23 protein-coding genes are annotated in these 26,075 nt (G+C 70.4%); 14 read left to right on the forward strand and 9 right to left on the reverse strand.

Annotation, left to right across the window (positions count from 1 at the left end; translation table 11 throughout):
• Positions 1–129: 129 nt before the first annotated feature.
• The gene (locus AW274_RS06455) at positions 130–1,323 is read right to left on the reverse strand and encodes a molybdopterin molybdotransferase MoeA (protein WP_062430188.1); all 1,194 of its coding nucleotides are present in this window, start codon (positions 1,321–1,323) and stop codon (positions 130–132) included.
• Positions 1,324–1,396: 73 nt separating this feature from the next.
• Here AW274_RS06455 and AW274_RS06460 point away from each other — a divergent pair, with 73 nt between their 5' ends.
• From AW274_RS06460 to AW274_RS38945, 7 genes are all read left to right on the forward strand, one after another.
• A complete protein-coding gene (locus tag AW274_RS06460; RefSeq protein ID WP_062430189.1) occupies positions 1,397–2,380 on the forward strand; it encodes a 2-dehydropantoate 2-reductase in 984 nt (327 codons plus the stop codon).
• 37 nt (positions 2,381–2,417) lie between these two features.
• Positions 2,418–4,352, forward strand: a complete 1,935-nt coding sequence (locus AW274_RS06465; RefSeq protein ID WP_198169074.1) for a molybdopterin oxidoreductase family protein — start codon at positions 2,418–2,420, stop codon at positions 4,350–4,352.
• A gap of 7 nt (positions 4,353–4,359) precedes the next feature.
• A complete protein-coding gene (locus tag AW274_RS06470; RefSeq protein WP_062430191.1) occupies positions 4,360–6,222 on the forward strand; it encodes an NAD(P)H-dependent oxidoreductase subunit E in 1,863 nt (620 codons plus the stop codon).
• Positions 6,219–7,085 carry a 2Fe-2S iron-sulfur cluster-binding protein gene (locus AW274_RS06475; RefSeq protein WP_062430192.1) on the forward strand — a complete coding sequence of 289 codons (867 nt, stop codon included), beginning with the start codon at positions 6,219–6,221 and terminating at the stop codon, positions 7,083–7,085. The genes AW274_RS06470 and AW274_RS06475 overlap by 4 nt, the downstream gene beginning before the upstream one ends.
• Before the next feature lie 86 nt (positions 7,086–7,171).
• Positions 7,172–8,002 (forward strand): formate dehydrogenase accessory sulfurtransferase FdhD, encoded by an 831-nt coding sequence (gene fdhD / locus AW274_RS06480; RefSeq protein ID WP_062430193.1) that lies wholly within the window; start codon positions 7,172–7,174, stop codon positions 8,000–8,002.
• Between the two features lie 212 nt (positions 8,003–8,214).
• Positions 8,215–9,234 carry a polysaccharide deacetylase family protein gene (locus AW274_RS06485; RefSeq protein ID WP_062430194.1) on the forward strand — a complete coding sequence of 340 codons (1,020 nt, stop codon included), beginning with the start codon at positions 8,215–8,217 and terminating at the stop codon, positions 9,232–9,234.
• Between the two features lie 69 nt (positions 9,235–9,303).
• Positions 9,304–11,109: a L,D-transpeptidase family protein gene (locus AW274_RS38945; protein WP_157519843.1), complete on the forward strand. Its 1,806-nt coding sequence runs from the start codon at positions 9,304–9,306 to the stop codon at positions 11,107–11,109.
• Positions 11,110–11,114: 5 nt separating this feature from the next.
• On the opposite strand, the gene AW274_RS06495 is transcribed toward AW274_RS38945, so the two are convergent.
• Entirely contained in the window at positions 11,115–11,396 is a 282-nt protein-coding gene (locus tag AW274_RS06495) for a YiaA/YiaB family inner membrane protein (protein WP_062430196.1), read from the reverse strand.
• Between the two features lie 70 nt (positions 11,397–11,466).
• Between AW274_RS06495 and AW274_RS06500 the strand changes: the two genes are divergently transcribed.
• Positions 11,467–11,805: an MmcQ/YjbR family DNA-binding protein gene (locus tag AW274_RS06500; protein WP_062430197.1), complete on the forward strand. Its 339-nt coding sequence runs from the start codon at positions 11,467–11,469 to the stop codon at positions 11,803–11,805.
• A 27-nt stretch (positions 11,806–11,832) separates the two neighbouring features.
• Positions 11,833–12,234 (forward strand): ClpX C4-type zinc finger protein, encoded by a 402-nt coding sequence (locus AW274_RS41110; RefSeq protein ID WP_030454867.1) that lies wholly within the window; start codon positions 11,833–11,835, stop codon positions 12,232–12,234.
• Here the strand turns inward: AW274_RS41110 and kynU are convergent.
• Entirely contained in the window at positions 12,231–13,448 is a 1,218-nt protein-coding gene (gene kynU / locus AW274_RS06510) for a kynureninase (RefSeq protein ID WP_062430198.1), read from the reverse strand. The two genes, AW274_RS41110 and kynU, sit on opposite strands and share 4 nt — an antisense overlap.
• A gap of 185 nt (positions 13,449–13,633) precedes the next feature.
• On the opposite strand from kynU, the gene AW274_RS06515 reads away from it, so the two are divergent.
• The 3 genes from AW274_RS06515 (at position 13,634) to AW274_RS38950 (ending at position 15,448) form a co-directional block, all read left to right on the forward strand.
• Positions 13,634–14,158 carry a VanZ family protein gene (locus tag AW274_RS06515; protein WP_062431726.1) on the forward strand — a complete coding sequence of 175 codons (525 nt, stop codon included), beginning with the start codon at positions 13,634–13,636 and terminating at the stop codon, positions 14,156–14,158.
• A 178-nt stretch (positions 14,159–14,336) separates the two neighbouring features.
• On the forward strand, positions 14,337–15,089 hold the full coding sequence (locus AW274_RS06520) for a GntR family transcriptional regulator (RefSeq protein ID WP_030454864.1): 753 nt from the start codon (positions 14,337–14,339) through the stop codon (positions 15,087–15,089).
• Between the two features lie 140 nt (positions 15,090–15,229).
• On the forward strand, positions 15,230–15,448 hold the full coding sequence (locus tag AW274_RS38950; RefSeq protein ID WP_083973908.1) for a hypothetical protein: 219 nt from the start codon (positions 15,230–15,232) through the stop codon (positions 15,446–15,448).
• 257 nt (positions 15,449–15,705) lie between these two features.
• Here AW274_RS38950 and AW274_RS06525 read toward each other — a convergent pair whose 3' ends face one another.
• Both AW274_RS06525 and AW274_RS06530 read right to left on the reverse strand, forming a co-directional pair.
• Complete coding sequence (locus AW274_RS06525; protein WP_083973909.1) at positions 15,706–16,773, reverse strand: DivIVA domain-containing protein; 1,068 nt, start codon at positions 16,771–16,773, stop codon at positions 15,706–15,708.
• 97 nt (positions 16,774–16,870) lie between these two features.
• Positions 16,871–19,585 carry a helix-turn-helix transcriptional regulator gene (locus AW274_RS06530; protein ID WP_062430199.1) on the reverse strand — a complete coding sequence of 905 codons (2,715 nt, stop codon included), beginning with the start codon at positions 19,583–19,585 and terminating at the stop codon, positions 16,871–16,873.
• Between the two features lie 137 nt (positions 19,586–19,722).
• Here AW274_RS06530 and AW274_RS06535 point away from each other — a divergent pair, with 137 nt between their 5' ends.
• Complete coding sequence (locus AW274_RS06535) at positions 19,723–20,517, forward strand: alpha/beta hydrolase (RefSeq protein WP_062430200.1); 795 nt, start codon at positions 19,723–19,725, stop codon at positions 20,515–20,517.
• Positions 20,518–20,522: 5 nt separating this feature from the next.
• On the opposite strand, the gene AW274_RS06540 is transcribed toward AW274_RS06535, so the two are convergent.
• Positions 20,523–21,044: a gamma carbonic anhydrase family protein gene (locus AW274_RS06540; protein WP_062430201.1), complete on the reverse strand. Its 522-nt coding sequence runs from the start codon at positions 21,042–21,044 to the stop codon at positions 20,523–20,525.
• Positions 21,037–22,197: a mannosyltransferase family protein gene (locus tag AW274_RS06545; protein ID WP_198169075.1), complete on the reverse strand. Its 1,161-nt coding sequence runs from the start codon at positions 22,195–22,197 to the stop codon at positions 21,037–21,039. Before AW274_RS06545 ends, AW274_RS06540 begins: the two co-directional genes overlap by 8 nt.
• A 121-nt stretch (positions 22,198–22,318) precedes the next feature.
• Here AW274_RS06545 and AW274_RS06550 point away from each other — a divergent pair, with 121 nt between their 5' ends.
• Positions 22,319–23,683 carry a hypothetical protein gene (locus AW274_RS06550; protein ID WP_063813160.1) on the forward strand — a complete coding sequence of 455 codons (1,365 nt, stop codon included), beginning with the start codon at positions 22,319–22,321 and terminating at the stop codon, positions 23,681–23,683.
• 445 nt (positions 23,684–24,128) lie between these two features.
• On the opposite strand, the gene AW274_RS06555 is transcribed toward AW274_RS06550, so the two are convergent.
• A complete protein-coding gene (locus tag AW274_RS06555; protein WP_062430203.1) occupies positions 24,129–25,202 on the reverse strand; it encodes a glycosyltransferase in 1,074 nt (357 codons plus the stop codon).
• On the reverse strand, positions 25,199–25,984 hold the full coding sequence (locus AW274_RS06560) for a hypothetical protein (protein ID WP_232320019.1): 786 nt from the start codon (positions 25,982–25,984) through the stop codon (positions 25,199–25,201). The genes AW274_RS06555 and AW274_RS06560 overlap by 4 nt, the downstream gene beginning before the upstream one ends.
• Positions 25,985–26,075 lie beyond the last annotated feature (91 nt).

Genomic DNA, 26,075 nt, shown 5'->3' on the forward strand with positions numbered 1-26,075 from the left:
AGGGCCGTCCTCTCAAAGACGTTTCTGCTTTGCGTCTACGCCATACTGCATACCGTATGAGGAACATGGTTACCCCCGGCCTCCGAGGATGTCCATACCTTTCCGGCGGGTTACAAGATTTCGAACCGGTTACCGCGCGGGCAGCGCGAGGAGCTCCACCGGGCCGCCCTCCCACCCGGGCGGGATCACGGCCAGGGCGTCGGCCATCGCCGCGCCGCGCAGCGACCCGGGCTGGTCGTGGCCCACGGCGATGGCGCCGCGCGCCGATCTCCAGACGGGCACCAGGCGGGTGTCGCGCGGATGGGCGCGCACCGGCCCGGTGATCGCGCTGAGTTCGCCCTCGGGTTCGGGCCGCCCGTCGAGCGCGCGCAGCACCGGCGCCAGCAGCGTCAGCGCCGCCGCCAGGGCGGCGAACGGATTGCCGGGCAGCCCGACCACCAGCCGCCCGCCCGGGAGCCGGGCGAGCGCCTGCGGGTGGCCGGGCCGCACCGCGACGCCGTCGACCAGGACCGCCGCGCCGAGCCGGCCGAGCACCCCGCGCAGGTGATCGGCCGGGCCCTTCGACGACGCGCCGCAGACCACGACGACGTCGGCCCCCGGTTCCCCCAGCGCGGCCTCCAGCACCTCGGCGCCGTCGGGCAGGTGACGCGGCGGCAGCGCCTCGCCGTCGGCCCAGGCGATCAGCGGAGCCAGCATCGGCCCGACCGCGTCGCGCACCAGCCCGGCCCCGGGAACGCCCGAACTGATCACCTCGTCGCCGGTGACCAGCACCGACACGACCGGCCTCGGCCGCACCCACAGGGTGTCGTGGCCGAGCCCGGCGGCCAGCCCGAGCACGGCCGGCGTCACCAACGCCCCCGAGGTCAGCACGACCTCGCCCTCGGACACGTTCTCCCCCCGCCGCCTGATGTGGCGGCCCGGCTCACAGCGCCCGTCGATCGACAGCCCGGCCTGTTTCGTCTTCTCGTACGGCACCACGCAGACGGCCCCCAACGGCACGGGCGCCCCCGTGGCGATCTCCACGGCCTCGCCCGGCCCCAGTTCCCGCGGGAACGGGACGCCCCCGGCGAGCACGTCGCCGACCACGTGCCACGGGCCGGGGCCGGCGACCGCGTAACCGTCCATCGCCGCGACGTCGGCGCCCGGCAGGGCGACGAGCGCACGCAGCGCGGCGGCCAGCCGGCGGCCGTGGGCTGCCCGCAGCGGGACCTCGGCGGCGACCAGCGGCAACGTCGCCGCGGCGGCCATCCGGCGGGCTCGATCCCAGGGCAGGTCGGCTGGCCCGGCGGCGGATTCGGGCCGGGTATGCGACAGCACGGTCATCGGTCGACCTCCTTGACGACACCGTTGCCATACCGTATACCGAATGCACTGTCGACGCGAGAACGGAGCTAGTGTGAAGGTCGCTGTTCTTGGCGCCGGCGCCATCGGCGCGTATGTGGGGGCCGCCCTACATCGCGCCGGCGTCGAGGTGCATCTGATAGCCCGCGGGGAGCATCTCGCGGCCATGCGGAAGTCAGGCGTGCGTGTGCTCAGCCCGCGCGGCGACTTCACCGCCCACCCGCACACCACCGACGATCCCGGCGAGGTCGGCCCCGTCGACCACGTCTTCCTCGGCCTGAAGGCCAACTCCTACGCCGCGGCCGGTCGGATGATCGCGCCGATGCTCCACGAGTCCACGACTCTCATCGCCGCCCAGAACGGCATCCCGTGGTGGTACTTCCACCGCCTCGGCGGCCCTTACGACGGCTACCGCATCGAGAGCGTCGACCCCGGCGGCTCGGTGACCGAGGCGCTCCCCCTGGAGCGCGCCATCGGCTGCGTCGTCTACGCCGCCACCGAGATCGAGGCCCCCGGCGTGATCCGCCACCTCGAAGGAACCCGCTTCTCCATCGGCGAGCCCAGCGGCGAGTTGTCGCCCAGGTGCGCCGAGTTCAGCGACGCCATGGTCGCCGGCGACCTCAAATGCCCGGTCGAGGCCGATCTGCGCCAGGACATCTGGGTCAAGCTGATGGGCAACGTCGCGTTCAACCCGATCAGCGCGCTCGCCCGCGCGACCATGGCGGGCATCTGCCGCCACACCGGCGCCCGTGAGCTGGTCAGAACCATGATGGAAGAGACGGTCGCGGTCGCCCGTGCGGTCGGCTGCGACCCCCACATCTCGATCGAGCGGCGGCTCGCCGGGGCCGAGAAGGCCGGCGAGCACAAGACGTCCACGCTCCAGGACCTGGAAAAGGGCAAGCCGCTCGAACTCGACGTGCTGCTCTCGGCGGTGGTCGAGCTGGCCGGCCTGACCGAGACCCCGGTGCCCACGCTCCGGGCCATCTACGCCGTCACCGATCTCCTCGACACCCAGACCCGGCTTGTTGGCGCCGCATGACCCGGCATACCGTAGGCTGCATACAGAATGCGAAAGGATGAGGTCGATGAAGAGGAAGAAGGCCGAGCACTACGACCGGCTGACCCATCCCCTGGTGCGCGAGAACGGTGTGCTGCGGCGGGCCACCTGGGATGAGGCGCTCGACCGGGCGGCCGAGGGTTTCCGGCGCAACGTCGCGGCCCACGGGCCCGACGCGTTCGCCATGTTGTCGTGCGCCCGGTCGACCAACGAGATGAACTACATCGGGCAGAAGTTCACCCGCGTGGTCATCGGCACCAACAACGTCGACTCGTGCAACCGCACCTGCCACGCCCCGAGCGTGGCCGGCCTGTCGGCCGTCTTCGGCAGCGGCGGCGGCACCTCCTCCTACCAGGAGGTCGAAGAGGCCGACGTGATCCTGATGTGGGGCTCGGCGGCCCGCAACGCCCACCCCATCTTCTTCCAGCACGTCCTCAAGGGCATCCGCAAGGGCGCCAAGATGTTCGCCGTCGACCCCCGCCGGACCGGCACCGCCCAGTGGGCCGACCGCTGGCTGGGCCTCAACGTCGGCACCGACATCCCACTCGCCCACGCCGTGGCGCGCGAGATCATCCACGCGGGGCTCCACAACACCACCTTCATCGAGCGCGCCACCGAGGGCTTCGCCGAATACGCCGCCAGCGTCGAACCGTGGACGTTGTCGGCGGCCGAGCAGGTCACCGGCGTGCCCGCCGAGGCGATCCGCGAGATGGCCCACGCCTACGCCCGCGCCGACCGCGCGCAGCTGGTCTGGACCCTCGGCATCACCGAGCACCACAACGCCACCGACAACGTGCGCGCCCTCATCAACCTGTCCCTGCTGACCGGCCACGTCGGCCGCTACGGCTCGGGCCTGTCGCCGCTGCGCGGCCAGAACAACGTGCAGGGCGGCGGCGACATGGGCGCCATCCCCAACCGGCTCCCCGGTTTCCAAGACATCCTCGACCCCGCGATCCGGGCCCGCTTCGAGGCGGCGTGGCAGGTGCCCATCCAGCCCCGCTACGGCCTCAACCTGACCGAGATGCTCGAGGCCATGGCCGAGGGCGAGGTCACCACCTGCTACCTGATCGGCGAGAACCCGGTCCAGTCCGAGGCCGACTCGCTGAGCTGCATCAAACGGCTCAGCATGCTCGACCACCTCGTCGTCCAGGACATCTTCCTGACCAAGACGGCCCAGATGGCCGACGTGGTGCTGCCCGCCGGGGCGGCCTGGTGCGAGTCCGACGGCACCTTCACCAACAGCGAGCGCCGCGTCCAGCGGGTGCGTGCCGCGCTGGTGCCGCCGGGCGAGGCCCGCGACGACATCTGGATCCTGTGTGAGCTGGCCCGCCGGCTCGGCCACGAATGGAAGTACGACGGCTCGGAAGAGGTCTGGGACGAACTGCGTTCGGTCTCGCCCGCCCACTACGGCATGACCTACGAGCGGCTGGCCGAACACCAGGGCATCCAGTGGCCGTGCCCCTCGACCGAGGAGCTCGAACCGCCGTTCCTCCACGGCCGGTTGTGGGAGACCGACCCGGAGAAACGCGGCCGCCTGGCGCCGTTCGCGATCCTGCGCCACTCACCACCGGTCGACCTGCTCGACGACGAATACCCGCTCCGGCTCACCACCGGCCGCCGCCTCGACTCCTACAACACAGGGGTGCAGAGCTCCGGCTTCGCCTCCCCGCTGCGGCGCGGCGAGAACATCGAGTTGTCCCCCGAAGACGCCGCGAGCCTGGGCGTCTCCGCGGGCGAGGAGGTCCGCATCTCCTCACGGCGGGGCACCGTCGTGGCCCCCGTCTACATCGACCCGGCGCTGCGTCCCGGCCTTGTCTTCATGACGATGCACTTCCCCGACGAGGTCGACACCAACGCCCTGACGATCGAGGCGACCTGCCCGATCGCCGGGACCGCGGAGTTCAAGGCCGCGGCGGTGCGCATCGACCGTCTTGTTCCCGCGAAGGCCGGGTGACCGACGCATGGATCTTCGGTTCCGCGACGCCGAACCGACCGCCGAGGAGCGCGCCGCAGTCGACGCGCTCCTCGGAGCGCCGTCGTCCGCCTGGGACGGCGGCGACCGCACCGAGTTCGACCTGCGGTTCGCCACGCAGGCCCCCCGGGTCGCCCGCGACCGCCGCGACCTGCTGCTGCCCGCCCTCCACGCGGTCAACGACCGGGTGGGCTGGATCAGCGAGGGCACGCTCGACTACATCTGCCGCCGCCTGACCATCCCGCCCGCCGAGGCCTATTCGGTGGCGACCTTCTACTCGCTGTTCTCCGTCAAGCCCCGCCAGGCCCGGGTGCTCCACGTCTGCACCGACCTCGCGTGCGCCGCCAAGGGCGCCGAGGCGGTCCGCCGCGACGTCGAGGAGCGCTTCGGCCCTCCCGGGGTGTCGTGGCAGCCGAGCCCGTGCCTGGGCCTGTGCGAACGCGCCCCGGCCGCCCTGGCGATCGAGGCGGGCGATCCCCCGGTCAACGCGGTCTACGGGCCGTGCTCCGTCGGGCAAGACTGGCCGGCCACGACCGAGGAGCCTCCGGTCGAGGCCGCGGTGCCGCAGACCCGGCCGCGCCGCGACGAAGCATCGGTCTCGGATGACGGCGGCGGGTCCGGGCCCGACGGTCTGGTCCTGCTCCGGCGCATCGGCGTCGTCGATCCCCTGAGCCTCGACGACTACCGGGCCACCGGCGGCTACACCGGCTTACGCCGGGCCTTCGAGCTCGGCCCCACCGGGGTCATCCGCGAGGTCCTGGAGTCGGGGCTGGTCGGGCGCGGCGGCGCGGCCTTTCCCACCGGCCGCAAGTGGGAGGCGACCGCCCGCCAGCTCGACCGTCCCCACTACCTCGTCTGCAACGCCGACGAGAGCGAGCCGGGCACCTTCAAAGACCGGGTCCTGATGGAGGGCGACCCGTTCGCCCTGATCGAGGCCATGACCATCGCGGGCTACGCCAACGGCTGCGCCCTCGGCTACCTCTATCTCCGGGGCGAATACCCGCGTGCGCTTCGGCGGCTGGAGAACGCGATCACCGTCGCGCGGTCGCGGGGGCTGCTCGGCGACGACATCCTCGGCCAGGGATTCTCGTTCGACATCGAGATCCGGCGCGGCGCCGGGGCCTACATCTGCGGCGAGGAGACCGCGATCTTCAACTCGATCGAGGGGTTCCGGGGCGAGCCGCGCACCAAGCCCCCGTTCCCGGTGGAGAAGGGCCTGTTCGGCAAGCCCACGGTCGTCAACAACGTCGAGACCCTGGTCAACGTGCCCCACATCCTCGAGATGGGCGCCGCCGCCTACGCGGCCGTCGGCACCTCGTCGTCGACCGGCACCAAGTTGTTCTGCGTCTCGGGCACGGTCGAGCGGCCGGGCATCTACGAGGTCCCGTTCGGCGCCACCCTGCGCGACCTGCTCGACCTCGCCGGCGGCGCGACCGGTGAGCTCCGGGCGGTCCTGCTCGGCGGCGCGGCCGGGGCGTTCGTCAGGGCCGACGAGCTCGACATCCCGCTGACGTTCGAGGGCACCCGCGCCGCCGGGGCCACCCTCGGTTCCGGGGTGGTGCTGGTGCTGAACGACACCGTCGAGCTGCCCGGCGTGCTGCTGCGCATCGCCGAGTTCTTCCGCGACGAGTCGTGCGGCCAGTGTGTGCCCTGCCGGGTCGGCACGGTCCGCCAGGAGGAGGCCCTCCACCGGCTCTCCAAGCGGCGTGACGAGGGTGATCTGGTGCTGCTGCGCGAGGTGGGCCAGGCCATGCGCGACGCCTCGATCTGCGGCCTGGGCCAGACCGCCTGGAACGCCGTCGAATCGGCCATCGACCGGCTTGGTGTGTTCACCGCTAAGGAGAGCTCATGAGCGTCCCCCTGCGTCCGCCACGGCGGCTCATCGAGATCACCGTCGACGGCGAGGCGATGCGCGTCCCCGAAGGCGACACCCTGCTCGACGCCTGCCAGACGGCCGGGAAGGACATCCCGACCCTCTGTTACGGCGACACCCTCAACCCGAAGAACGCCTGCCGGGTCTGCGTCGTCGAGGTCGAGGGCGCCCGCACCCTCGCCCCGGCGTGCTCCCGCAAGGCCGAGCCCGGCATGGTGGTGAAGACCGATTCCGACCGGGCCCGCCACAGCCGCAAGGTGGTGCTGGAGCTGCTCGGCTCCTCGGTCGACCTGTCGACCACGCCGAACGCCAAGGAGTGGATGGCCGAATACGGCGCCGACCCGGCCCGCTTCGGCGAAGACGCCGCGACCGTCGCCGAGCCCCCGAAGGTCGACAACGACCTCTACGTGCGCGACTACGCGAAGTGCATCCTGTGCTACAAGTGCGTCGACGCGTGCGGCGAGCAGTGGCAGAACTCCTTCGCCATCTCGGTCGCCGGGCGCGGCTTCGACGCCACGATCTCGACCGAGTTCGACGCCCCGCTGACCGACTCGGCCTGCGTGTTCTGCGGCAACTGCGTCGAGGTCTGCCCGACGGGGGCCCTGTCGTTCAAGAACGAGTTCGACATGCGCGAGGCCGGCACCTGGGCCGAAGACCGCCAGACCCAGACCACCACGATCTGCAGCTACTGCGGCGTGGGCTGCAACCTGACCCTCCACGTGCAGGACAACACGATCGTGAAGGTCACCTCACCCCACGACAACCCGGTGACCCACGGCAACCTGTGCATCAAGGGGCGGTTCGGCTTCCAGCACGTCCAGAACGTGGCCTCCGATGGCTGAGCCGCCGACCCCCTCCGCCGACAGGAAGGCGGCCAAGCCGCCTGACGGCACCTGGCTCGCGTCACGGGTCCCGGCGGGGTGGCGGCGTGGGTAGGGTCACCGTGCAGCGGCGCATATTGCGGATCCGGGAGGCCGGGCCGAGTCACCGGGTCGACTCGCTGGCCGCCGAGGAGCCGCTGGAGATCCGGCTCAACGGCAAGCCGCTCACCATCACGATGCGCACCCCCGGCGACGACTTCGACCTGGCGGCCGGGTTCCTCGTCAGCGAGGGCGTCATCGGCGAGGCGGGCGACATCGAGGCCATCCGCTACTGCGCGGGGGCCCTGGAGAACGGCCTGAACACCTACAACGTGCTCGACGTGCGGCTCACGACGGGCGTGAACCCGCCGGCCACCTCGCTGGAGCGCAACTTCTACACGACCTCGTCGTGCGGGGTCTGCGGGAAGGCCTCGCTCGACGCGGTCCGGACCGTCGCGCGGTGGGAGGTGGCCCCCGACGACGTCACCTTCTCCGAGGAGGTCATCGCCGAGTTGCCCGAGAGGCTGCGTACCGCCCAGAAGGTGTTCGACCGGACCGGCGGCCTGCACGCCGCCGGGCTGTTCACGCCGAGCGGGCGGGCGCTGGCGGTCAGGGAGGACGTCGGGCGGCACAACGCGGTCGACAAGCTCGTCGGGTGGGCGCTGCGCGACGGCCGGCTGCCCCTTCGGCAAACGGCGCTCATGGTGTCGGGCAGGGCCTCGTTCGAACTCGTCCAGAAGGCCGTCATGGCGGGCGTTCCGGTGCTGGCAGCGGTGTCGGCGCCGTCAAGCTTGGCGGTGGAACTGGCCGCCGAGTCCGGGTTGACCCTGCTCGGGTTCGTGCGTGGCCGGTCCATGAACGTCTACTCCGGAGAGGAGCGGATCAGCGCGTCATCATGAGATCGCCGCCCGAGGCCAGGGGCATGGCCGGTGGCGTCTTCACGATGGCGGACGGGATGCCGGCCGGCGACACTTCGCCCCCTCGCCACCGGCATCCCGAATGCCACATTTCGCCCTGTACGTGAACTTTAAAATCTCTTAGCCGTCTTCGCCCTCACCTAAGGGGATCACTCTCCGTGTCAATGACATGACTTATCGGAGGGGCACCAGAGATGAGAGCCGCGGCGACTGTCGGATTGATCGTGCTGGCCGGGTGTGTGGCATGTGGCGCCAACCAAGGTCAGAAGCCCGCTTCGGCGGTCGAGGTCAAACCGGCCGCCATCAAGCCGGTGAGCGCGGCCAACGCGAAGGCGGTCAAGGCCAACGAACTGGGTCAGATCCCGGTGCTGATGTACCACCGCATCATCGAGAACCCGACCACCCAGGACGACCGCACGCCCAAGCAGTTCCGCACCGAACTCGACCGGCTGGCCAAGGAAGGCTACGTGCCGATCACCGCCGCCGAGTACGTGACCGGGAAGATCGACATTCCGGCCGGGAAGCACCCGGTCGTGCTGACCTTCGACGACTCGTCGCCGTCGCAGGTCACCCTCGACGGGACCGGCACCCCCGCCAAGGACACGGCGGTGGCGATCCTGCTCGAAGCGGGCGCGAAGCACCCGGGCTTCCGCCCGGTGGCGACCTTCTACGTGACGCGCGACATGTTCGGCAAGAGCAGCCCGTCGGAGCAGGCGCAGATCGTCGCCTGGCTGAAGCAGCACGGCATGGAACTCGGCAACCACACGAAGGACCACACGAACCTGATGGGCAAGCCCAAGCAGGTCGTGCTCGACGAGGTCACCGCCGGGCACAAGCTGATCACCGACCTCAACGGCGGCGAGGTCGTCACCTTCGCGCTCCCCTACGGCAACCAGCCGAAGACCAAGGAGTGGGCGCTCAAGGGCTCCGACAAGGGGGTGAAGTACAACTACTCCGGCGTGTTCCTGGCGGGCTACATGCCGGCCCAGTCGCCGTTCAGCGGCGCGTTCGACCCGCTGGGCATCCCGCGCATCCGGTCGATGGACAAGAAGGGCGACTGCGCGAAGTTCTGCTCGACGGGGTGGCTCGACTGGCTGAAGGACAACCCGGGCGAGCGCTACACCAGTGACGGCGACGCGCGCACGGTCGCGTTCCCGAAGTTCCAGGAGACGATGCTGGCGCCGAGCGCCAAGACAAAGGCACTCGCCTATTAAAAGATCATCTTTCCATCAAGATCGCCTAAGTCCGGTCTGTCCGGGGATCGTCGTGGGAATTTCGCCCCCATGCGGACATATATGGTCGTCGGCCTCGGATTCGGGCTGGCGCTGATCACCGGGTCGGCGGCCTTCGCCGACTCGGCGGATAGAGAGCACGGCCACCAAGCCGTGAAGGACCGGCACCACAAGCACGTACAGGAGAACAAGCAGCACGGGCGCCCGACCGTGCACCGTGACCACACACGGGACCGGCGCCCGGTTGCCACCCGCGCCCACGGCACGGCCGAACGACGCTCGACCGCGACCCTCGGCACCGCCGCCACGACGAACCGGCAGGCGGCCCGCACGGGCGCCCAGCGCCGCGCGCTCCACGACGCGACGGCCAACCGCGCGGCCCTGCTCGCCGCGCACCAACGGGCGAACCAGGCCGCCATGCACCAGCGCCAACGCGCGACTTCGGCCGCCGGGCACCAGCACGCCGCCCTGAACGCGGCCACCGCCCGCGCCTTCACCCGCCTGGCCGGCCAGCAGACGACGACACAACGACGCGCGGCCCCGAACACGACGACGGGCCGCACCATCAGCGGCGCGGCCGTCCAGCGCGCCGCCTACGGGCGCGCGGTCCACGCCCAGGCGAACCACCGGCGCTCGGCGGACATCCGCAGACACCCCGACGGCCGCCGGCACATGCGCTTCCACTACGCCGACCGCCCGGAGATGCGCGCCCGCCACCATGAAGGGGACCGCGAGCGACATCACGACGGCGACCGCCCACACGACCACGCCCGCCACCACGACATGCAGAACAGGCACCACGACGGCCACGACGGGCAAGGCCGGCATCACGAAGGGCAGCGCGACGCTTTCGGCAGGCACCACGACTCACACGACAGGCGCCACGACCTGCCCAACGGCCATCACCACGACCACGGCCGCCAGCACGACATGCGCGGCGACCACGACGGGCACCGCGGCCACCACGACGGGCCACGCAACACGCCCGGCAGGCACCACGACTCACACGACAGACAGCACGACCTGCGCAACGGCCACCACGACGCAGACGGCCGTCGCAACGGCCACCATGAAGCACACGGCCGCCACCACGACGCACACGGCCGTCACCACGACCACCCCGTCGCCCATCACGGTCACGCCAACGCGCACGCCCACCACGCCGCTCATCACGCCGTCCACCACGGCACGCACCACGCCCGCCCGGCCGCCCACCAGCGCCACCAGCGCCCCCGCCGTCCCGAGGTCATGAAGTTCGGGGACAAGAGTCACCAGATCCGCGCCATGAAACAGCGCCTGCGGCAGCTCGGTTTCGACTCCGGCGTCGACGACGGCCGTTACGGCGAGACGACCCGTTACGCCGTCTGGGCCTTCCAGAAGGTCAACGGCCTCCGGATGACCAACCGCATCGACCGGGACACCATGTGGGCGCTGCACCACCCGCGCCGCGTCAAGCCGCTGGTCCGGCCGAAGCTCACCAACCGGGTCGAGATCGACGTCCGGCGGCAGCTGATGACCATCTGGCGTGACGGCAAGCCCGATCTCACGACCCACATCTCCACGGGCGCGAACCGGTCGTACTGCGACAACGGGCACTGCGGTTTCGCCCGCACCCCCGCGGGCGACTTCCGGGCGGGGACGCGGGCGCCGGGCTGGACGACGAGTCCGCTTGGCACGATGTTCAACTCGATCTACTTCAACGGCGGCATCGCCATGCACGGATCCTCGGAGGTACCGAAATATCCGGCCTCACACGGATGCATCCGGATTCCGATCCACACCTCGAAGATCATCTACGCCATGGTCACCGCGGGCGAACCGGTGCACGTCCGTGGCGCGCAGAGCAAGTACACCTAAGGCGGTCAGTTCTGATAGGGATCGTGCTCGGCGAGGAGCCGGTCGAGTCTCGCCTGGTCGACCCGGGCCACCACGGCCGACTCCTCCTGCCGGTCGCGCACCACCTTGGCCAGCGTGAACGTCGCGGTCACCAGGTAGAAGACCCCGACGGCGAAGAACGACCTGATCCAGGGGTCGACGGGCAGGTAGGCGACCCCCAGTGTGAGGGCGCCGAGCGCCAGCCCGAACGAGATGACGGACTGCGCGAAATAGGCGGATGTGGTCTTGTTTGGCACGGGCTTGTTCATGGGGCAATGCTGGAGGCCCAGCCCGGGGCCGGACCTGAGCCCGCCATCCCAAGTTACCGGTGAGTAGCACATGAGTACACGGACCGATCTGCGCGCCTTCGCCCTCACCCTCCCCGAGGCGTTCGAGGACTTCCCCTGGGAGGACGACGCCGTCGTCAAGGTGAACAAGAAGATCTTCCTGTTCCTCGGCTCGGCCGAGCGGGCCACCGGCTTCGGCGTGAAGCTGGTCGTCGCCCACGGGCACGCGCTGAGCGTGCCGGGCGCCATCCCGAGCCGCTACGGCCTGGGCCGTTCGGGCTGGGTGACCGTTCCCTACGACGCCGATCTGCCCGAGTTCGACGTGCTCCAGGACTGGGTGGAGGAGAGCTACCGGCTCGTCGCGCCGAAACGGCTCAGCAAGTTGCTCTGACCCAGATGACAACCTAATGTTGTCGATATGGAGCCATCAGAGTTACTCGCCCGCGCACGCAAACGCGCGGCCAACCCCTCTGACCCGCTGGACACCCTGGCCGCAGCCAACGAGCTGAGCCAGGAGATGACCCGCGACGCCGACGCCCTGATCGATCTGGCGGTCCGCGACGCCCGCGCCGCGGGCACCTCCTGGACGGCCATCGGCGACCGCCTCGGCGTGTCGAAGCAGGCCGCCCGTAAGCGCTTCACCCGCAACTTCACCCACCCGTTCTCGGCCCGCAAGACGCGGCGCGCGGCGGCCTGTTCGTTCTGCCGCAAGCCGCCGAACCCGCACCTGCACATGGTCTACGGCGAGGGCGGCCGGATCTGCGCCGAATGCGTCGCCCTGGCCGCCGAGATCGTCGCCGACAAGGCCAAGACGCGTTAGGTGACCGTCACCCGGCGCTGGTAGCGCTCGTCCCGCCAGATGCCCTTGCCGATGATCTCGGCGAGGGTGTCGGCGGCGTCGTACACGTCGACATAGCGCAGGTAGAGCGGGGTGAACCCGAACCGCATGATGTCAGGGGCGCGGAAGTCGCCGTGCACCCCGTGGTCGAGCAGCGCCCGCATGATCGGGTAGCCGTGCTCGTGCCGGAAGCTGATCTGGCTGCCGCGCCCGGCGGGGTCGCGCGGGGTGGCCAGGTCGAGCCCGAGGGGCTCGGTCAGCGCGATGAACAACTCGGTCAGCGCGACGCTCTTGGCCCGCACCGACCTGATGTCGACCTTCCCCCACAGGTCGAGCGACGCGTTGAGCGCGCTCATCGACAGGATCGGCGGGGTGCCGGCGCCGAAACGGCGCACGCCGTCGGCGGGCCGGTAATCGGCCTCGAAGGCGAACGGCGCGGCGTGCCCGTGCCAGCCGCGCAACGCCGGCTCGGCCTCCGCCAGGTGCGCGGGCGCGCAGTAGAGATAGGCCGGCGCTCCGGGCCCGCCGTTCAGATATTTGTACGTGCACCCCACGGCGAAGTCGGCCGCGCCCACGTCGACGGGCAGCGCCCCCGCGCTGTGGCACAGATCCCAGATCACCAGCGCCCCGGCGGCATGGGCGGTCGCGGTGTCGGCGGCCAGGTCGCGCAGCGCGCCGGTCCGGTAGTCGACGTGCGACAGCAGCACCACGGCGACGTCGTCGTCGAGACAGTCGGCGAGCGCGCCGTCCGGACCGAAATCTCGCACGTTCAGGTCGAAGCCGGCCGCGAGCCCCTGGACGGCGTACCGATCGGTCGGAAAGCCGTCGGATTCCACGACAACGGTCCGGCGGCCCGGACGCAGCCGGATGGCCGCCGACATCAATTTGAAGATCGAGACGGAGGTCGACTCCCCGGTGAGCACCGTGCCGGGCCCGGCGCCGATCAGATTCGCGATCCGGTCGCCGATCACCTCGGGCAGGTCCCACCATCCGGCGGTGTTCCAGCTCTGTCCCAGGTCACGCCCCCATTCGGCGGTGACGGTGTGGGAGACCGCCTCGATCGTGCGCCGGGGCAGCGCGCCGAGGGAGTTGCCGAGCATGTAGACCACGTTCTCCGGCAGGACGAACTCCGCGCGGAAACCACGAAGGGGATCGGCGGAGTCGAGCGCGGCACAGCCGGCGCGGGTGATGCTCATGCCAGACATCATCTCCAGAAATATCCTGACTCGGCAGCCCAATGCGTCACCAAGGGTCGGCTTCCCAAGGGGCCACCTTCTGGTGACCGTTTCCGGCTACGTTTTTGCCTGCTTTTATCCCTGACCGAAAGTGCCATGGGGCGTCCGGAACGACGGGCCTAATGGATGCCAAAAAGGACACAGTCATGTTGCTGGCGTGGGATCTATGGGGACATGTCGTCATCGCCACCCTCTTGACCATTCCGGCCGGATGGGGTGTCGCCCACCTGCTCACTCGGCTCCGGGAGCGTTCCAACCACCCGGAACCTGCGCGGACGGCCTACGCCGACGTCTTCATCGTGATCGGCACGGCGCCCTGGCTCTGGATGATCCTCACTCCCGGTGACCCCTCGGCTCCTGACCGGGCGGTCGGTCTGCTCCCGTTTCACGATCTTGCACAGGTAGTGACGGGACCCGCCGGAACGGCGTTCGTGCAGGTCGGAGGCAACCTCCTGGTGTTCGCCGCACTGGGCGCGCTTTTGCCCCTCAGGTCTCAAAAGTTGGCTCGTTTGAAGATCGTCGCGGCCGTCGCGGCGGCCGGATCTCTTACCGTCGAGTTACTTCAATACGGCCTGGAGCTCCACCGTGTGTCGTCGGTCGATGACATTCTGCTGAACACAATAGGGGCGGTCCTGGCTGCGGTCATGACGCAGCGTTGGTGGGCACGGTGAATAGCGGCTAGGACCGTTCCAGGGTAACGGGCTGCACTAACCGCTGAAGATCGCCACAGGGGCCCGATCCGCCCAAATTCGGCTCGGGACCAACCATTCTCTCTGTGCGATCGTGGACAAGACGGGGCAAGTTCTCTGGAGACGCTAACCCCCCGTTGGTGACAGAGGGTGATCAAACGTGACCGAGTCCCCGGTGCATCACGAGCCCCCCATTTACCGGCGTATCGCCGACCGGCTGCGCACGCAGATCCTGTCCGGCGAACTCCGTGATGGGGAGCGGCTACCGGGCGAAAACGCCCTCATGACCGAGTACGGCATCGCCCGCGCCACCGCGCGGCAGGCGCTGGCCGTACTCATCAATGAGGGCCTGGCTGTTCCGCGGCGAGGTTCGGGGGTATACGTGAGGCTGTTTCGACCCATCAGACGGCATGGGTCACGACGTCTGTCCCGTGAACAGTGGGGGCAGGGGCGGGCGATCTGGGATTCCGACACCCGAGGTCGTGCTTACACCGTCGACGAGGTGCACATCGAACGCTTGCCGGCGAGCGAGGACATCGGGCGCGTCCTCGACGTCGACGAGGTGTGGATCCGCCGAAGGCGCTACAACGTCGACGGCAGGCCCGTCCAGCTGGCCGTCTCCCACTTCCCCGCCGACCTGGTGGAGGGCACCGCCATCACCCTGCCCGACACCGGCCCCGGCGGCGTGTACGCCCGCCTGGGCGACCTCGGCTACCTCCCGGCCCACTTCACCGAGGAGTTACGCGCCCGCATGCCCCAGCCCCAGGAGGCCGAGCTCCTCCATCTGCCTCCGGGCAACCCGATCATCGTCGTCGTGCGCACGGCGTACACGTCGGGAGGCATACCAGTTGAGCTCAACGAGATGACACTCGACGCCGCGTCGTATGTACTCCAGTACGACTTCGACGCGTAGTTCAACTTGAAAAATCGGACGATAGGTGGACCTGTCCTCCCAGGATCTTGTCTTCTCTAGAGATGTCCCGCACCTTGATAGTGAGACGTCAAGGAGAACGGGGCACACCCGGGGCGGCTCGGCGAGGGAAAGGTGGGCAGATGTCCTTTGACCGGCATCTTGCCGAAATTGCCCGCGAGTATCCGGAATGGACTATCTGGCGGAGCGATGCGGGACGGTGGTGGGCAACCCGCCACCATCCCCTGAGCTCCGCCCAGCGGGAGGCCGGCTGCGCGATGACCATCGACGCGGACGAGCCGGACGGATTACGCCAATTGTTACGCGACCAGGAGGAACGTGCCAATACGGCGGATCCGTGAGATGTCCCCACCGAAGCGCGGAAGCCTCCGACCCTATCGGGGGCGGAGGCTTCCGCTTTCTCATCCATGAATAACCACAGACCCCCGTGGGGGCGCTTTCCACTGGTGCCAGCCAACGACGAGGCGCTCTCACGGGGCACCACACCGGCCGCCGACGAAGCCGGCCGGAGTCGAACAGCGGGTACGACCGGCAGCCGCCCCCGCTCACGAACGGCGATGGGCCCGCCGCCACCCCATTGGCGGGCCCATCTCCACACTCACGCGCCGCGGGCATCCATCGGAGGCAGCCCGCGTCGCAGGTCAACCGGCGCGGCCACGACGGCCGGGTCGTGATCGACGATCACATGCCCGTCATCGGAGTCATCCTCCTCGGCGGCCTGATCGGCCAGCACGGCGGGACCGGCGGCGGCCGGGGAAGGCGCGGCTGCCGGCTGCGCGGCCGGCGCCGGAACCTCGTCTTCTTCGACCTCTTCGACCAGCTCGGCCCGCTCGACCGGGAGCTCCTCGTCGATCGACGGAGCCGGCGGCAGCACCGACGCCTCGTCGATCAGCGGACCGGCGGCCTGCTCGCGGTGCAGCAGATCGCCCAGCACGGCGCCGATCTCGTTGAGGCGGCGCATCACCTCGGTGTGGGTGTCGGTCAGATAGACCACACGCCGGCCGGTGTGCTCGTCAAGGTATCCCGCACGGTGCTTGGCCGAAGTCAAGGTCTGCTCCGACACCGCGTTGGCGTCGGTGACCAGCTTCTCGGCCTCCAGCGTCGCGGCGGTCACCCGCCGGTCGGCCTCGGCCCGCGCGTCCCGCAACGTCTCCTCGGCCTCGGCGTTGGCCGTCGCCACCTTCTCCTCCGCCTCGGCCCCGGCCTGCGACAGCAGCCGCTCGGCCGACGCCGTCGCGTCGTGGATGCGCCGCTCGGCCTCGTCCTGCGCCGCCGCCCGGATGGAGTCGGCCTGCTCCCGCGCCGTCGACACCACACGGTCGGCCTCGGTCGCCGCCTGGTCGCGCATCTGCGACGCCGCGCTCTCCGAGGCCTCCTTGTTGGCACGGGCCTCTTCGTGGGCCAGCTTGAGGATTTGGCTCAGCCGCTCACCCAGCTCATCGGGGCTCTGCGGAGCCTCGGTCAGCTTCCGGCGAGCCTCGGCGAGCTCCAGCCGGCTCTGCTCGGCCTGGTCGATGGTACGTGCCAGACGCTCCTCGAGATCACGGATCTGGTTCCGGGTGCGGATCATGTAGTCGTGCACCTGACGGCGGCTGTATCCACGCATGACGACTTCGAAGGAGTCGTCGCTCATGAGGTCGGGGAAACTGTCAGTCTGGTTCGTCATGAAGAGCCTTGGGGGAGATGGCGGGAAGACGTATCAAGACACGACTTTCCTGCTATCAGCGTCAACCTGCAACCCGAACCTGGTTATTGCCCGCGCCTCAGTCTGACCCGCGCAATGCCGCGGCCAGCGCCGACCGCGAGGTGATCTCCAGCTTGGGGAAGATCCGGTAGAGGTGCGAACCCACGGTCCGGTGGGACATGTAGAGCTTCTCGCCGATCTCCCGGTTGGTCATGCCGTCGGCCGCCATCTGGGCGATCTGGAGCTCCTGGGCGGTGAGGACGTCCCGGGCGTCGCCGGTGCGGCGGCGGCCGCTCTCGCCGGAGGCGCGCAGTTCCTGCCAGGCCCGCTCGCTCCACGGGATGACGCCGAGCGCGTCGAAGGTCTCCCTGGCCGTCCGCAGCGGCGTGCGCGACTCGGCCAGGCGCCGCTGGCGGCGCAGCCATTCGCCGTGGGCCAGCTGCACCCGCGCGCGGGCGAACGGCATCCGGCGCAGGTCGGCGTCGAGCGCGGCGGTGAAGAGGGCCTCGGCGGCCTCGTCGTCGGCCAGCACGGCCCTGGCGTAGCGCAGGTCGGCGTGCAGGGCGGGTGACGGGGTGCGGAGGGCGACCTCCTCCAGCTCCGCCACGATCCCGGTGATCGCGTCGCCCTGGCCGCAGTGCGTCGCGGCGTCGGCGAGCTCGGCCAGGCTGTAGCAGCGCAGGGCCTCGTGGTAGACGGGGTCGGCGGGGTCGAAGATCCGGCGCAGGTGGTCGTACGCGTCGCCGTAGCGCCGCTCGCCGAGGGCGGCGAGGCCGCGTGCGTGCTGCACGGTGGCCAGCACCGGACGCGCCCCCATCGGCAGGGCCGCCTGTTCGGCCACCGCCGCGAGGTTCTCCATCCGGTCGGGGTTGCCGCGCAGCGCGGCGACCACGGCGCCCGAGGCGTGGGCCATGGCGTGCATCAGCGGCAGGGACGTCTCCTGGGCCAGCCGCCCGGCCTCCTCGGCGGCCGACATCGCCACGCCGAGATCGGCCAGCCGGGCCGCGCTGAACGCCTGTGCCCCCAGGTCGCGGCACATATGGCTGAGCCGGCCCTGGACGCGCAGCCGGGGCAGCGACAGGGCGCAGAAGTCCTCCGACAGGTCGAAGGCCCCCACCGTCAGCGCCGAGCTGCCGAGCAGCCGGGCCGCCCGCCAGCCGTCGGGCCGGTCGGCGGCCAGCCGGCGGAGCCGCTCGATCACCACCCGGCCGCGCTCGATCGGGGCGGCGTACGCCAGGATCGAGAGCAGCCAGCCGTCGTGCTCGTCGACGGGCAGGCTCTCGGCCGCGGCGACGACGAGTTCGCGCGATTCGGCGTCGGTGTGGGCCCAGAAGCACCGCAGGGACGCGCTCGACAGCAGCTTCATCGCCAGTTCGAGCTCGCCCTCCTTCGCCACGGTCTCGGCGAGCTCGACCAGGGAGCGCACCGCCGCGGCGTCGTCGCGGACGTCCTCCTCGAAGCTCTCGCGGATCCACACGACGCGGGCGCGCTGGCGGAGCGACAACGTCCAGGGCTCGGCCTCGGTCACCAGCCGGGTGGCCAGGTCGCGGCGGCCCGCCTCGGCGCCCCACTCGGCCGCGTGGACCAGCCGTTCGCGCCGCAGGGCGGGGTCGACGCTGAGCCGGGCGGCGCGTTCGAGGCCCTCGACGGCCGACAGCAGGTCGCCGCGCCGCCGGGCCCGGCGGGCCGAGGTCTCCAGCTCGGCCGCCATCTCCTCGTCGGGACGGTTGGTGGAGGCCGCCCGGTGCCAGCGGTTGCGGTCGGGGTGGTCGATCAGGACCTCGGCCAGGGCGGCGTGCGCCGCGTGCCGCCGGGACCGGCTCGCCTCCTGCTGGATGGCCGCGCGCATGAGCGGGTGGCGGAACCAGACCACGGTCTCGTGGAGGTCGACCAGCCGGACGGCCACCGCCGGGGCGAGGTCGTCGGCGGTCACCTCCGTGCCGAGGATCAGCGTGGCGGCGTCCATCGCCTCGCACAACGCGGTCGAGTCGTTGACCGCGACCACCAGCAGCAGGGTGCGGGTGACCGAGGGCAGCCCCGACAGGCGGGCGGTGAAGGTCTGTTCCAGCCGGGAGGTCAGCGGGAGCCGGCCGGGCTCCGGCCGCAGCGTCTCCACGGCGATCGGCAGCTCGACCAGGGCCAGCGGGTGGCCCGCCGCCTCCCTGAGCACCCGGGCGCGCGCCTCCGGCGTCAGGGTGGGGCTGCGGGCGTCGAGCAGGGCGGTGGCGTCGTCGTCGTCGAGCCGGTCGAGCACCAGTTCCGGCAGCCCCGCGACCTCCAGAGGGCTCTGCGACCCGTCGCGGAGCGCGGCCACCACCAGGATCGGCGCGGATTCCAGCCGCCGCACGACGAACGCGAGCACCTCGGCGCTGGGCCGGTCGAGCCAGTGCACGTCGTCGGCCAGCAGGAGCACGGGCGTGCGCGCGGCCGCCTCACGAAGGAGGTTCAGCGTGCCCAGGGCCACCAGGAAGAGCTCGGGCGTCCCGGCCGCGATCAGCCCGAACGCCGCCCCCAGGGCGTCGCGCTGGGGCGCGGGCAGCTCCGCGATCTCGGCCGTGAACGGCAGCAGCAGCTGGTGCAGACCGGCGAACGGCATGTCCGTCTCGGCCTGCGCCCCGGCCGTCCGCAGGATCCGCATGCCCCGGTCGGCGGCCGTGGCGGCCGTGTCGAGCAGCAGGGCCGACTTGCCGATCCCGGCGTCGCCCCGGATCAGGATCGCCGCACCGCCGTCGCGAACCCCGTCGACGAGGTCGGTGAGACGTGCCCGCTCAAGCTCACGCCCGAAAAGTGCCATATGTGACTATTTTCGCCTCGGATCAGGGTCCTGTCCAACAGGCCTCAGTCGGTGACGCAGTCAGGTGACGCATGCCCCGCCGAACCCGCCGTTTCTAGCTTAGGGCGCAGAAAGCCGTCCATTTCCTGGAGAACGCCATGCCCAAAAAGCTCCTGCTGGCCGTCGCGCTCGCCGCGCTGGTCCCCGCCATGACCACGCCCGCGTTCGCCTCGACCGGCCACCACCAGCATGAGGCCAAGCCGACCGTCATCCTGGTCCACGGCGCGTTCGCCGACGCGTCGAGCTGGACCAAGGTCGTCGCCAAGCTGCAGCACGCCGGCTACCCGGTGATCGCGCCCGCCAACCCCCTCCGGGACCTCAAGGGCGACTCCGACTACGTGTCCAGCGTGATCTCCACCGTCCCGGGGCCGGTGATCCTGGTCGGCCACTCCTACGGCGGCTCGGTCATCAGCGCCGCAGCCGGCGGCCACACCAACGTCAAGGCGCTGGTGTACGTCGCGGGCTACGCCCCCGAGGTGGGCGAGTCGGCCCTCGACCTCACCGGCAAGTTCCCGGGCAGCCAACTGCCCACCAGCCTCCTCACCCGCGACTACCCGGGCGGCACCGACGTCTACGTCGACCCGGCCAAGTTCCGCGCCGCCGTGGGCGCCGACCTGCCCGCCCGCGACACCGCCCTGGCCGCCGCGACCCAGCGGCCGGTCTCCTACGCCGCGCTCGACGCCAAGGCCACAACGGCGGCGTGGAAGAAGATCCCGTCGTGGTACCTCGTCTCGGGCGCCGACCAGGCGATCCCGACCGCGGCCCAGAAGTTCATGGCCAAGCGCGCCGGGTCGCACACCACCGAGGTCAAGGGCGCCTCGCACCTGGTGTTGATCTCCCACGCGGACGCCGCCGCCGACCTGGTCGCCGCGGCCGACCGCGCCACCCGGTAGTCAGTTCACCAGCGACGGGCCCGCGCGTGCCGGCGGGCCTTGTCCATGTAGCGATCGGGGGTCTCGGCGAAGGTCGCGACGTCGTCTTCGTCGAGATCTCGGATGATCTTCGCCGGGCTGCCCGCCAGCAGCACCCCGCCGGGGAACTTCTTGCCCGGCGTGACCAGCGCGCCGGCCGCCACCAGGGTGCCCGCGCCGATGTAGGCGCCGTTGAGCAGGATCGCGCCGATGCCGATCAGGGCGCCGGTCTCCACGTAGGCGCCGTGGACGACCGCCCGGTGGCCGACGCTGACCCTCGGTTCGAGGACGGCGGGGAAGCCCGGATCGGCGTGCAGGCAGCACAGGTCCTGGACGTTGCACTGCGCGCCGACCTCGATCGACTCGTCGTCTCCCCGCAGCACGCTGCCGTACCAGACGTTCGCGTGCGTGCCGACGCGGACGCGGCCGGCCACGACCGCGCCCGGCGCGATCCACGCCGTCGGGTCGATCGACGGCAGGTCGTCGTCGAGAGCGAACACCTCAGCCAACCCAGGCCCCCGTGGTGAAGTTTCCTACGTTGATCGCCATGACCGGCGCCGCCACCGCGACATACGCCATGAACGCCCATCTGTTGCGCGCCGCGGCGATGCCGATCCCGATGTAGAGCGGCCACCACAACAACGATGCCCGCCCGACCGACATGTAGAACGAGGACATCGCCAGCAGTGCGACCGCCTGGGGCGCCAGGTAGGCGAGCTCCGCCCATCTGCGCCGCACCAGCTGCCACACGATCAGGGCGACCAGCACGAAAGCCGCCAGGATCTCTTCACGATACGACGTCTGGAGGACCGGCTCCTCCAGCGACCTGTTCCAGGTGTTCGTCAGCACCTCGATCGGGTCGACGGGAAAGCGCCCCCAGTACTGCGCCTGGGCGTCGTTCCAGGCCATCCAGTCGCCGACGCGGATCTTCAGGAAGATCATGTACGCCAGCACCGGCAACCCCGGCACCACGAGCCAGAAGATCTTCCGCCAGTCGGCCCGCAGCCCCTTCTCGGAGACCAGGAACATCACCGCGAGGCCCAGCGCCAGGAACAACCCGGTGATCCTGATCGAGGCCGCGAACGCCGCGAGGACCGCCGCCCACTCCCAGCGCCCCTGACGCGCCAGCAGCCAGGCCGGGATCGCCAGCGCCAGGAACGGCGCCTCGGAATAGCCCGCCCACATGAACACCGCGAACGGCGACAGGAAGAACGCCAGCACCGTCCAGGTGCCGGTCCCTTCCTTGTACGACTCGCTCAGCCGCGACAGGAACACGGCGACCACCGCGCTGCCCACGACCGACACCAGCACGATCAGCAGGTCGTAGTTGGGCACCAGCCAGTTGAGGTCGCGCAGCAGCAGCGGCAGCCCGGGGAAGAACGCCACCAGCTTGGGCGCGTCGGTCATGCCGGGAGAGCCGTCGTAGCCGAACTGGGCGATCGTGATGAAGTTCTCGGCGTCCCACGGCGTCAGCCGGTCGAGCAGGGGCGCCTCGGTTCGGCCGGGGGCGGCCAGCACCATGTAGACGTAGGTCGCGACGTGCCAGAAGAACCAGATGCCCAGCGCCGTCAGGTCGCCGGGCTGCCCGAGCCATCTCCGCCTCGCGGTGGGAGCGTCTTCCGGCTGGTCCGCGTCGGTCTTGGCCTGCTGGGTCTCCGTCACGAAGACCATCGAAGTGGAACAACAGCGGACATGCCAAGAGGGTGGGCCGCGAGTCCCCCAGCTCATCGCCATTTATCCAGCTCAGGCGGGTGAAAGTTTCACATGTTCTAGCATGAGGCTCGTGCAGTTTGACGGTTTCGCGGCCGTGGAGCAGGACGTCCGGGCGATGGTGGCCGACCCTCAGTGGTCGCTGCGCCGGATGGAGTCACGCGCCGAGGCGCTCGCCCGCCGGGGCCTGTCGGCCCGCGACGGCTCGTGCTGGATCTTCGGGCTGGGCGCGCGCTGGTACCGGCGCGACGCCGACGGCCAGTGGATGCTGGCCCCGCCCCCCGCAGAACCCGGGGTGCGCAACACCTGTGTACGCGTCAATCCCGCCATCCCCTGGTGGCTGGTGCCGCAGGGGCCCGACTTCGCGGCCGACCGGGGGTCGACTCAGGGCTTCGTGGGGCCCGACGTGCTGCCCGAGGTCGCCGAGCGGATCCGGGCGATCCTGGCCGCCCATCGGGGGCTGAGCCAGGACGACTTCCCGCTCGTCGCGGGCCCGCTGAAAGACCTGTTCGCCCCCGAGGTGACCTCACCGGTCGCGACGGTGTGGGGCGTGGTCATGTGGTGCGCCTACGCGCCGGCCTTCGACGGCAACGAGCAGCTGCTGACCATGTTCGGCGAGTTCCTCGGCCGGCCGCTGCCGGGCGACGACTGGGTCAGGTGGCTGCCGGGGATACGGCTTGAGAGCGTGCTGGAGCCGTACAGGGAACGGCTGGCCGCCGGAGCGCCCGAGACGGCGCTGCGCCTGGCCGGGCTGGCGGCGGAGGTCGCGACCGTGCTGAGCGACGACCCGCGTTTCCGGCCGCGCGCCCAGGCCCTCACGGTGATGATCGAGCCCCTGCTGCGGCAACCCTGGCTCGACCACGGCCACGCCGAGCGGGGGTCAGATCTGGCCAGACACTGGCTGCACCGGTTGCCACCCCATCTGACCAGTACGACCGTCCACGAGACCGCCCCGAAGGACCACTTCCAGCACACCTTCTACGACCTGACCGAGGCCCTGGGCTACCTGGCCGGCCGGGGCGTCGAGCCGCGCCTGGCCGCCGCGAGCCTCCTCGCCTGTGACCTGTCAACGGTGGCTGACGCCGAGGTGACAGATGTCTTCCCCCTGCTCGACGACGAGGTGCGCCGGGCCGCCCGGCAGGCCCTTGACGATTCGGCCCACCCGCTGAGGGCCCTGTGGCCCGTCGACGGCGGGCTTCCCGACGTGCTGTCGCCGCCGGGCCGCGAGGCCGCCTCGGCACTGCTCGGCGCGGCCTACGCCACAGGTCTGGCATGGTCTGCCATGATCGGCAGGGCGGTGCCGGAAAGAGGATTCCCGTCGGCTTCCGCCGTCTCTGGGAAGTTGATTCACGAGCGGGACGACACGGTTCCTTCGCCGTTGCGGATGCCCGGAAGGCCCGTCTCGGAGATCACCTCGGAGTGGTTGTACCACTCCTGACCGCCAGATCCCCCTTACCCCGCAAAGACCGACAAATCATCCTTTAGCAATCAGGTCTCACCCACCTTGGGAAATTGACCGAATTGTGATCGCGCTTAGCGGGAAATGGTCAGTCGAGGGGGGTCCGGCGGCGGGAATGGTCCCGATGGGCCATGTCGCCGAAACCGACGCGGACGTAACCTCGAAGAGGGTGTGGGCTGCGGAAGGAAGGACGACGCGGTGGGGCACGACGACTTGGACTCCCGGGTCCATGACCGTGTCGCGTTGGACGAAATCGCGCTCTACGCCGAGGTTCTGGAGGCCGTCAACTTCACGGATGACCGACTGACCTTGGAAGAGCTCGACAACGCGCTCGGGTTGCGGACTTCGGCGAGCCGCTGAAGACGAAGATCACGGTCCCGGGCTTCCGAATATGGGGGGCTCGGGATCTGTTATTCCACGACGATCATGGTCGGGAGCGCAAGCCGTACATCAGATCCTGCCAGCGGGCGGCGATGGCGGTGGCGGCCCGCTGCGAGGCCGATTCGAGCGCCCCGGCGGCCAGCGTCATCCGTTTGCGCTCGTCGTCGACCAGCGACAGCAGCGCCCCCGCGTAAGCCTCGATCTCCCCGGCCCCCTCGCTGACGAGCACGCTGTCGACCCCCGGCCGCACGAACTGGGCCAGCCCCTTCGGGCCGTCGAAGCCCACGATGGGCACCCCCGTGCTGAGCGCCTCGTTCACGGTCATGCCCAGCACCTCGTGGCGCGACGGCACCGCCACGATCGACGCCTTGGCGAACTCGCCGGGCAGGTCGGGCGTGGTGCCCATGAAGTAGACGTGGTTGTGCAGGCTGAGCTCGGCGACCAGGGCGCGCAGCCGCTTCTCCTCCGAGCCGGCGCCGTAGAGGCGCAGCCGCCAGTCGGGCCGCTTGTCGGCCACCATCGCGAAGGCTCTGATCAGCCGGTCGAACGCCTTGTCGGCCACCCACCGGCCCCCGGCGCTGATGATCCGGTTGTCCATGCGCGACCTCGGCCACGGGGCCTTGGGCAGCGGGTCGGGGATGGTGTGCACGCTGAGCTCGTCGTCGAGCAGCCGGGTCCATTCGCCACGCCCGGTGTCGGTGCTGGTCACGACCGCGTCGAGGCGGGGGTAGTAGCGCTGGACGGGGGTCGGCACGGCCGGCCGCGTCCATTCGCGGGCGATCCTGACCACCTCGCGGGGGGCGTAACGGGCCGACTGCACGCTCAGGCTGGGCCGGGCGGTGACCAGCACGTCGGAGCGGATGGCGCGCAGCGTCCGCCACAGGGCGACCTCGGTGCGCACCTGGCCGCGCGGCAGCAGGTGGCGGCCGGGCCGGGCGTCGACCAGCCAGCGCAGCCTGATCGCGGGGTCGACGGGGAAGAACGGGGCGTCCCTGGTGCGCTTGACGCTGACCACCTCGACCTGGTGCCCGCTGGTGAGGGCGGCCGCGAGGTTCAGCATCGCCCGTATGTCACCGCGCATTCCGTACGCGGACGGCACCAGGAACGTGATCTTCACGCCGCGCCCACCTCGAGCCGGAGATGGTCGGCGGGCGAGAAGCTCGGCTTGATCGGCACACCGTCGATCTGCGTCGCCGGGTAGTGGACCCGGCGGCGCTTGCCCTCGACGTCGTCGAGGAGCGCTCCCAAAGCCATGGGGCCCTCGACCCCGTCGACTTCGAGGGAGGGCTCCCACACCCCTTCGGAGTCGGGGGTGGCGGCCAGGACGTCGCACAGGGAGAGCGCGGCGTGAAACCGTACACCTTGGACCGTGGCAATCGCGGTCACGGTGGCGTCACTGTGCTTCAAGGAGAGCCGGGCGCGGTGGTGCTGGTCGTCGTCTCCGAGCCCCGTGTACGCCAGCAGCCCCGTCACCTCGAACCGGCCCTCGCGGAACCAGACCGCCCGCACGTCGGCCACCGGCTCGGCGTCGGCGATCTTGATGGCCAGGAAACCGTTGCGGGTGCGATAGGCGCGGTAGGACATGGTCCGGCGGCCGAGCGCGTAGGCGTCGAGGCGGTCGAGCGAGAAGCCCGGGTCGACGCTCTGCATGCGGGTGCGCGGGCCGCTCTGCTGGAGATAAGCGTCCCAGCGGCCGGGCGTGAGCTTCAGCCCGGCCAGCGAGACCGCGACGGTGGCGTCTCTGGCGGGGCGGCCCGGGGTCCCGAGCCGCACCTTCCGTTCCGAGCCGGTGCCGCGGTGCCGGAGCACCAGATGCGTGCCCGCCTCCAGCGGATGGTCGATCGCCATCCGCAGGGAGAGCACGTCGGCAAGAGTTACCTCGGCGTCTGTTACGACCACACCCACCGTTCAGCCCCCTCCCCGTTGATTGAGCCAACGTTGAGGTTACCGTGATTCTCCCGTTATGTGGAGAACAGGGTGGCGCGCATGT

Origin of the sequence: Herbidospora daliensis (assembly GCF_001570585.1) — a bacterium.
Taxonomy (GTDB): domain Bacteria; phylum Actinomycetota; class Actinomycetes; order Streptosporangiales; family Streptosporangiaceae; genus Herbidospora; species Herbidospora daliensis.

Excerpts from the sequence above, each read along its gene's own strand:
- AW274_RS06535 (WP_062430200.1), top strand. The coding sequence starts at position 19,723 with ATGCCCAAAAAGCTCCTGCTGGCCGTCGCGCTCGCCGCGCTGGTCCCC.
- AW274_RS06530 (WP_062430199.1), bottom strand. The coding sequence starts at position 19,585 with ATGGCACTTTTCGGGCGTGAGCTTGAGCGGGCACGTCTCACCGACCTC.
- AW274_RS06455 (WP_062430188.1), bottom strand. The coding sequence starts at position 1,323 with ATGACCGTGCTGTCGCATACCCGGCCCGAATCCGCCGCCGGGCCAGCC.
- AW274_RS38950 (WP_083973908.1), top strand. The coding sequence starts at position 15,230 with ATGTCCTTTGACCGGCATCTTGCCGAAATTGCCCGCGAGTATCCGGAA.
- AW274_RS41110 (WP_030454867.1), top strand. The coding sequence starts at position 11,833 with ATGGAGCCATCAGAGTTACTCGCCCGCGCACGCAAACGCGCGGCCAAC.
- AW274_RS06515 (WP_062431726.1), top strand. The coding sequence starts at position 13,634 with ATGTTGCTGGCGTGGGATCTATGGGGACATGTCGTCATCGCCACCCTC.
- AW274_RS38945 (WP_157519843.1), top strand. The coding sequence starts at position 9,304 with ATGCGGACATATATGGTCGTCGGCCTCGGATTCGGGCTGGCGCTGATC.
- AW274_RS06500 (WP_062430197.1), top strand. The coding sequence starts at position 11,467 with ATGAGTACACGGACCGATCTGCGCGCCTTCGCCCTCACCCTCCCCGAG.
- AW274_RS06495 (WP_062430196.1), bottom strand. The coding sequence starts at position 11,396 with ATGAACAAGCCCGTGCCAAACAAGACCACATCCGCCTATTTCGCGCAG.
- AW274_RS06525 (WP_083973909.1), bottom strand. The coding sequence starts at position 16,773 with ATGACGAACCAGACTGACAGTTTCCCCGACCTCATGAGCGACGACTCC.
- AW274_RS06485 (WP_062430194.1), top strand. The coding sequence starts at position 8,215 with ATGAGAGCCGCGGCGACTGTCGGATTGATCGTGCTGGCCGGGTGTGTG.
- AW274_RS06475 (WP_062430192.1), top strand. The coding sequence starts at position 6,219 with ATGAGCGTCCCCCTGCGTCCGCCACGGCGGCTCATCGAGATCACCGTC.
- AW274_RS06465 (WP_198169074.1), top strand. The coding sequence starts at position 2,418 with ATGAGGTCGATGAAGAGGAAGAAGGCCGAGCACTACGACCGGCTGACC.
- AW274_RS06470 (WP_062430191.1), top strand. The coding sequence starts at position 4,360 with ATGGATCTTCGGTTCCGCGACGCCGAACCGACCGCCGAGGAGCGCGCC.
- kynU (WP_062430198.1), bottom strand. The coding sequence starts at position 13,448 with ATGAGCATCACCCGCGCCGGCTGTGCCGCGCTCGACTCCGCCGATCCC.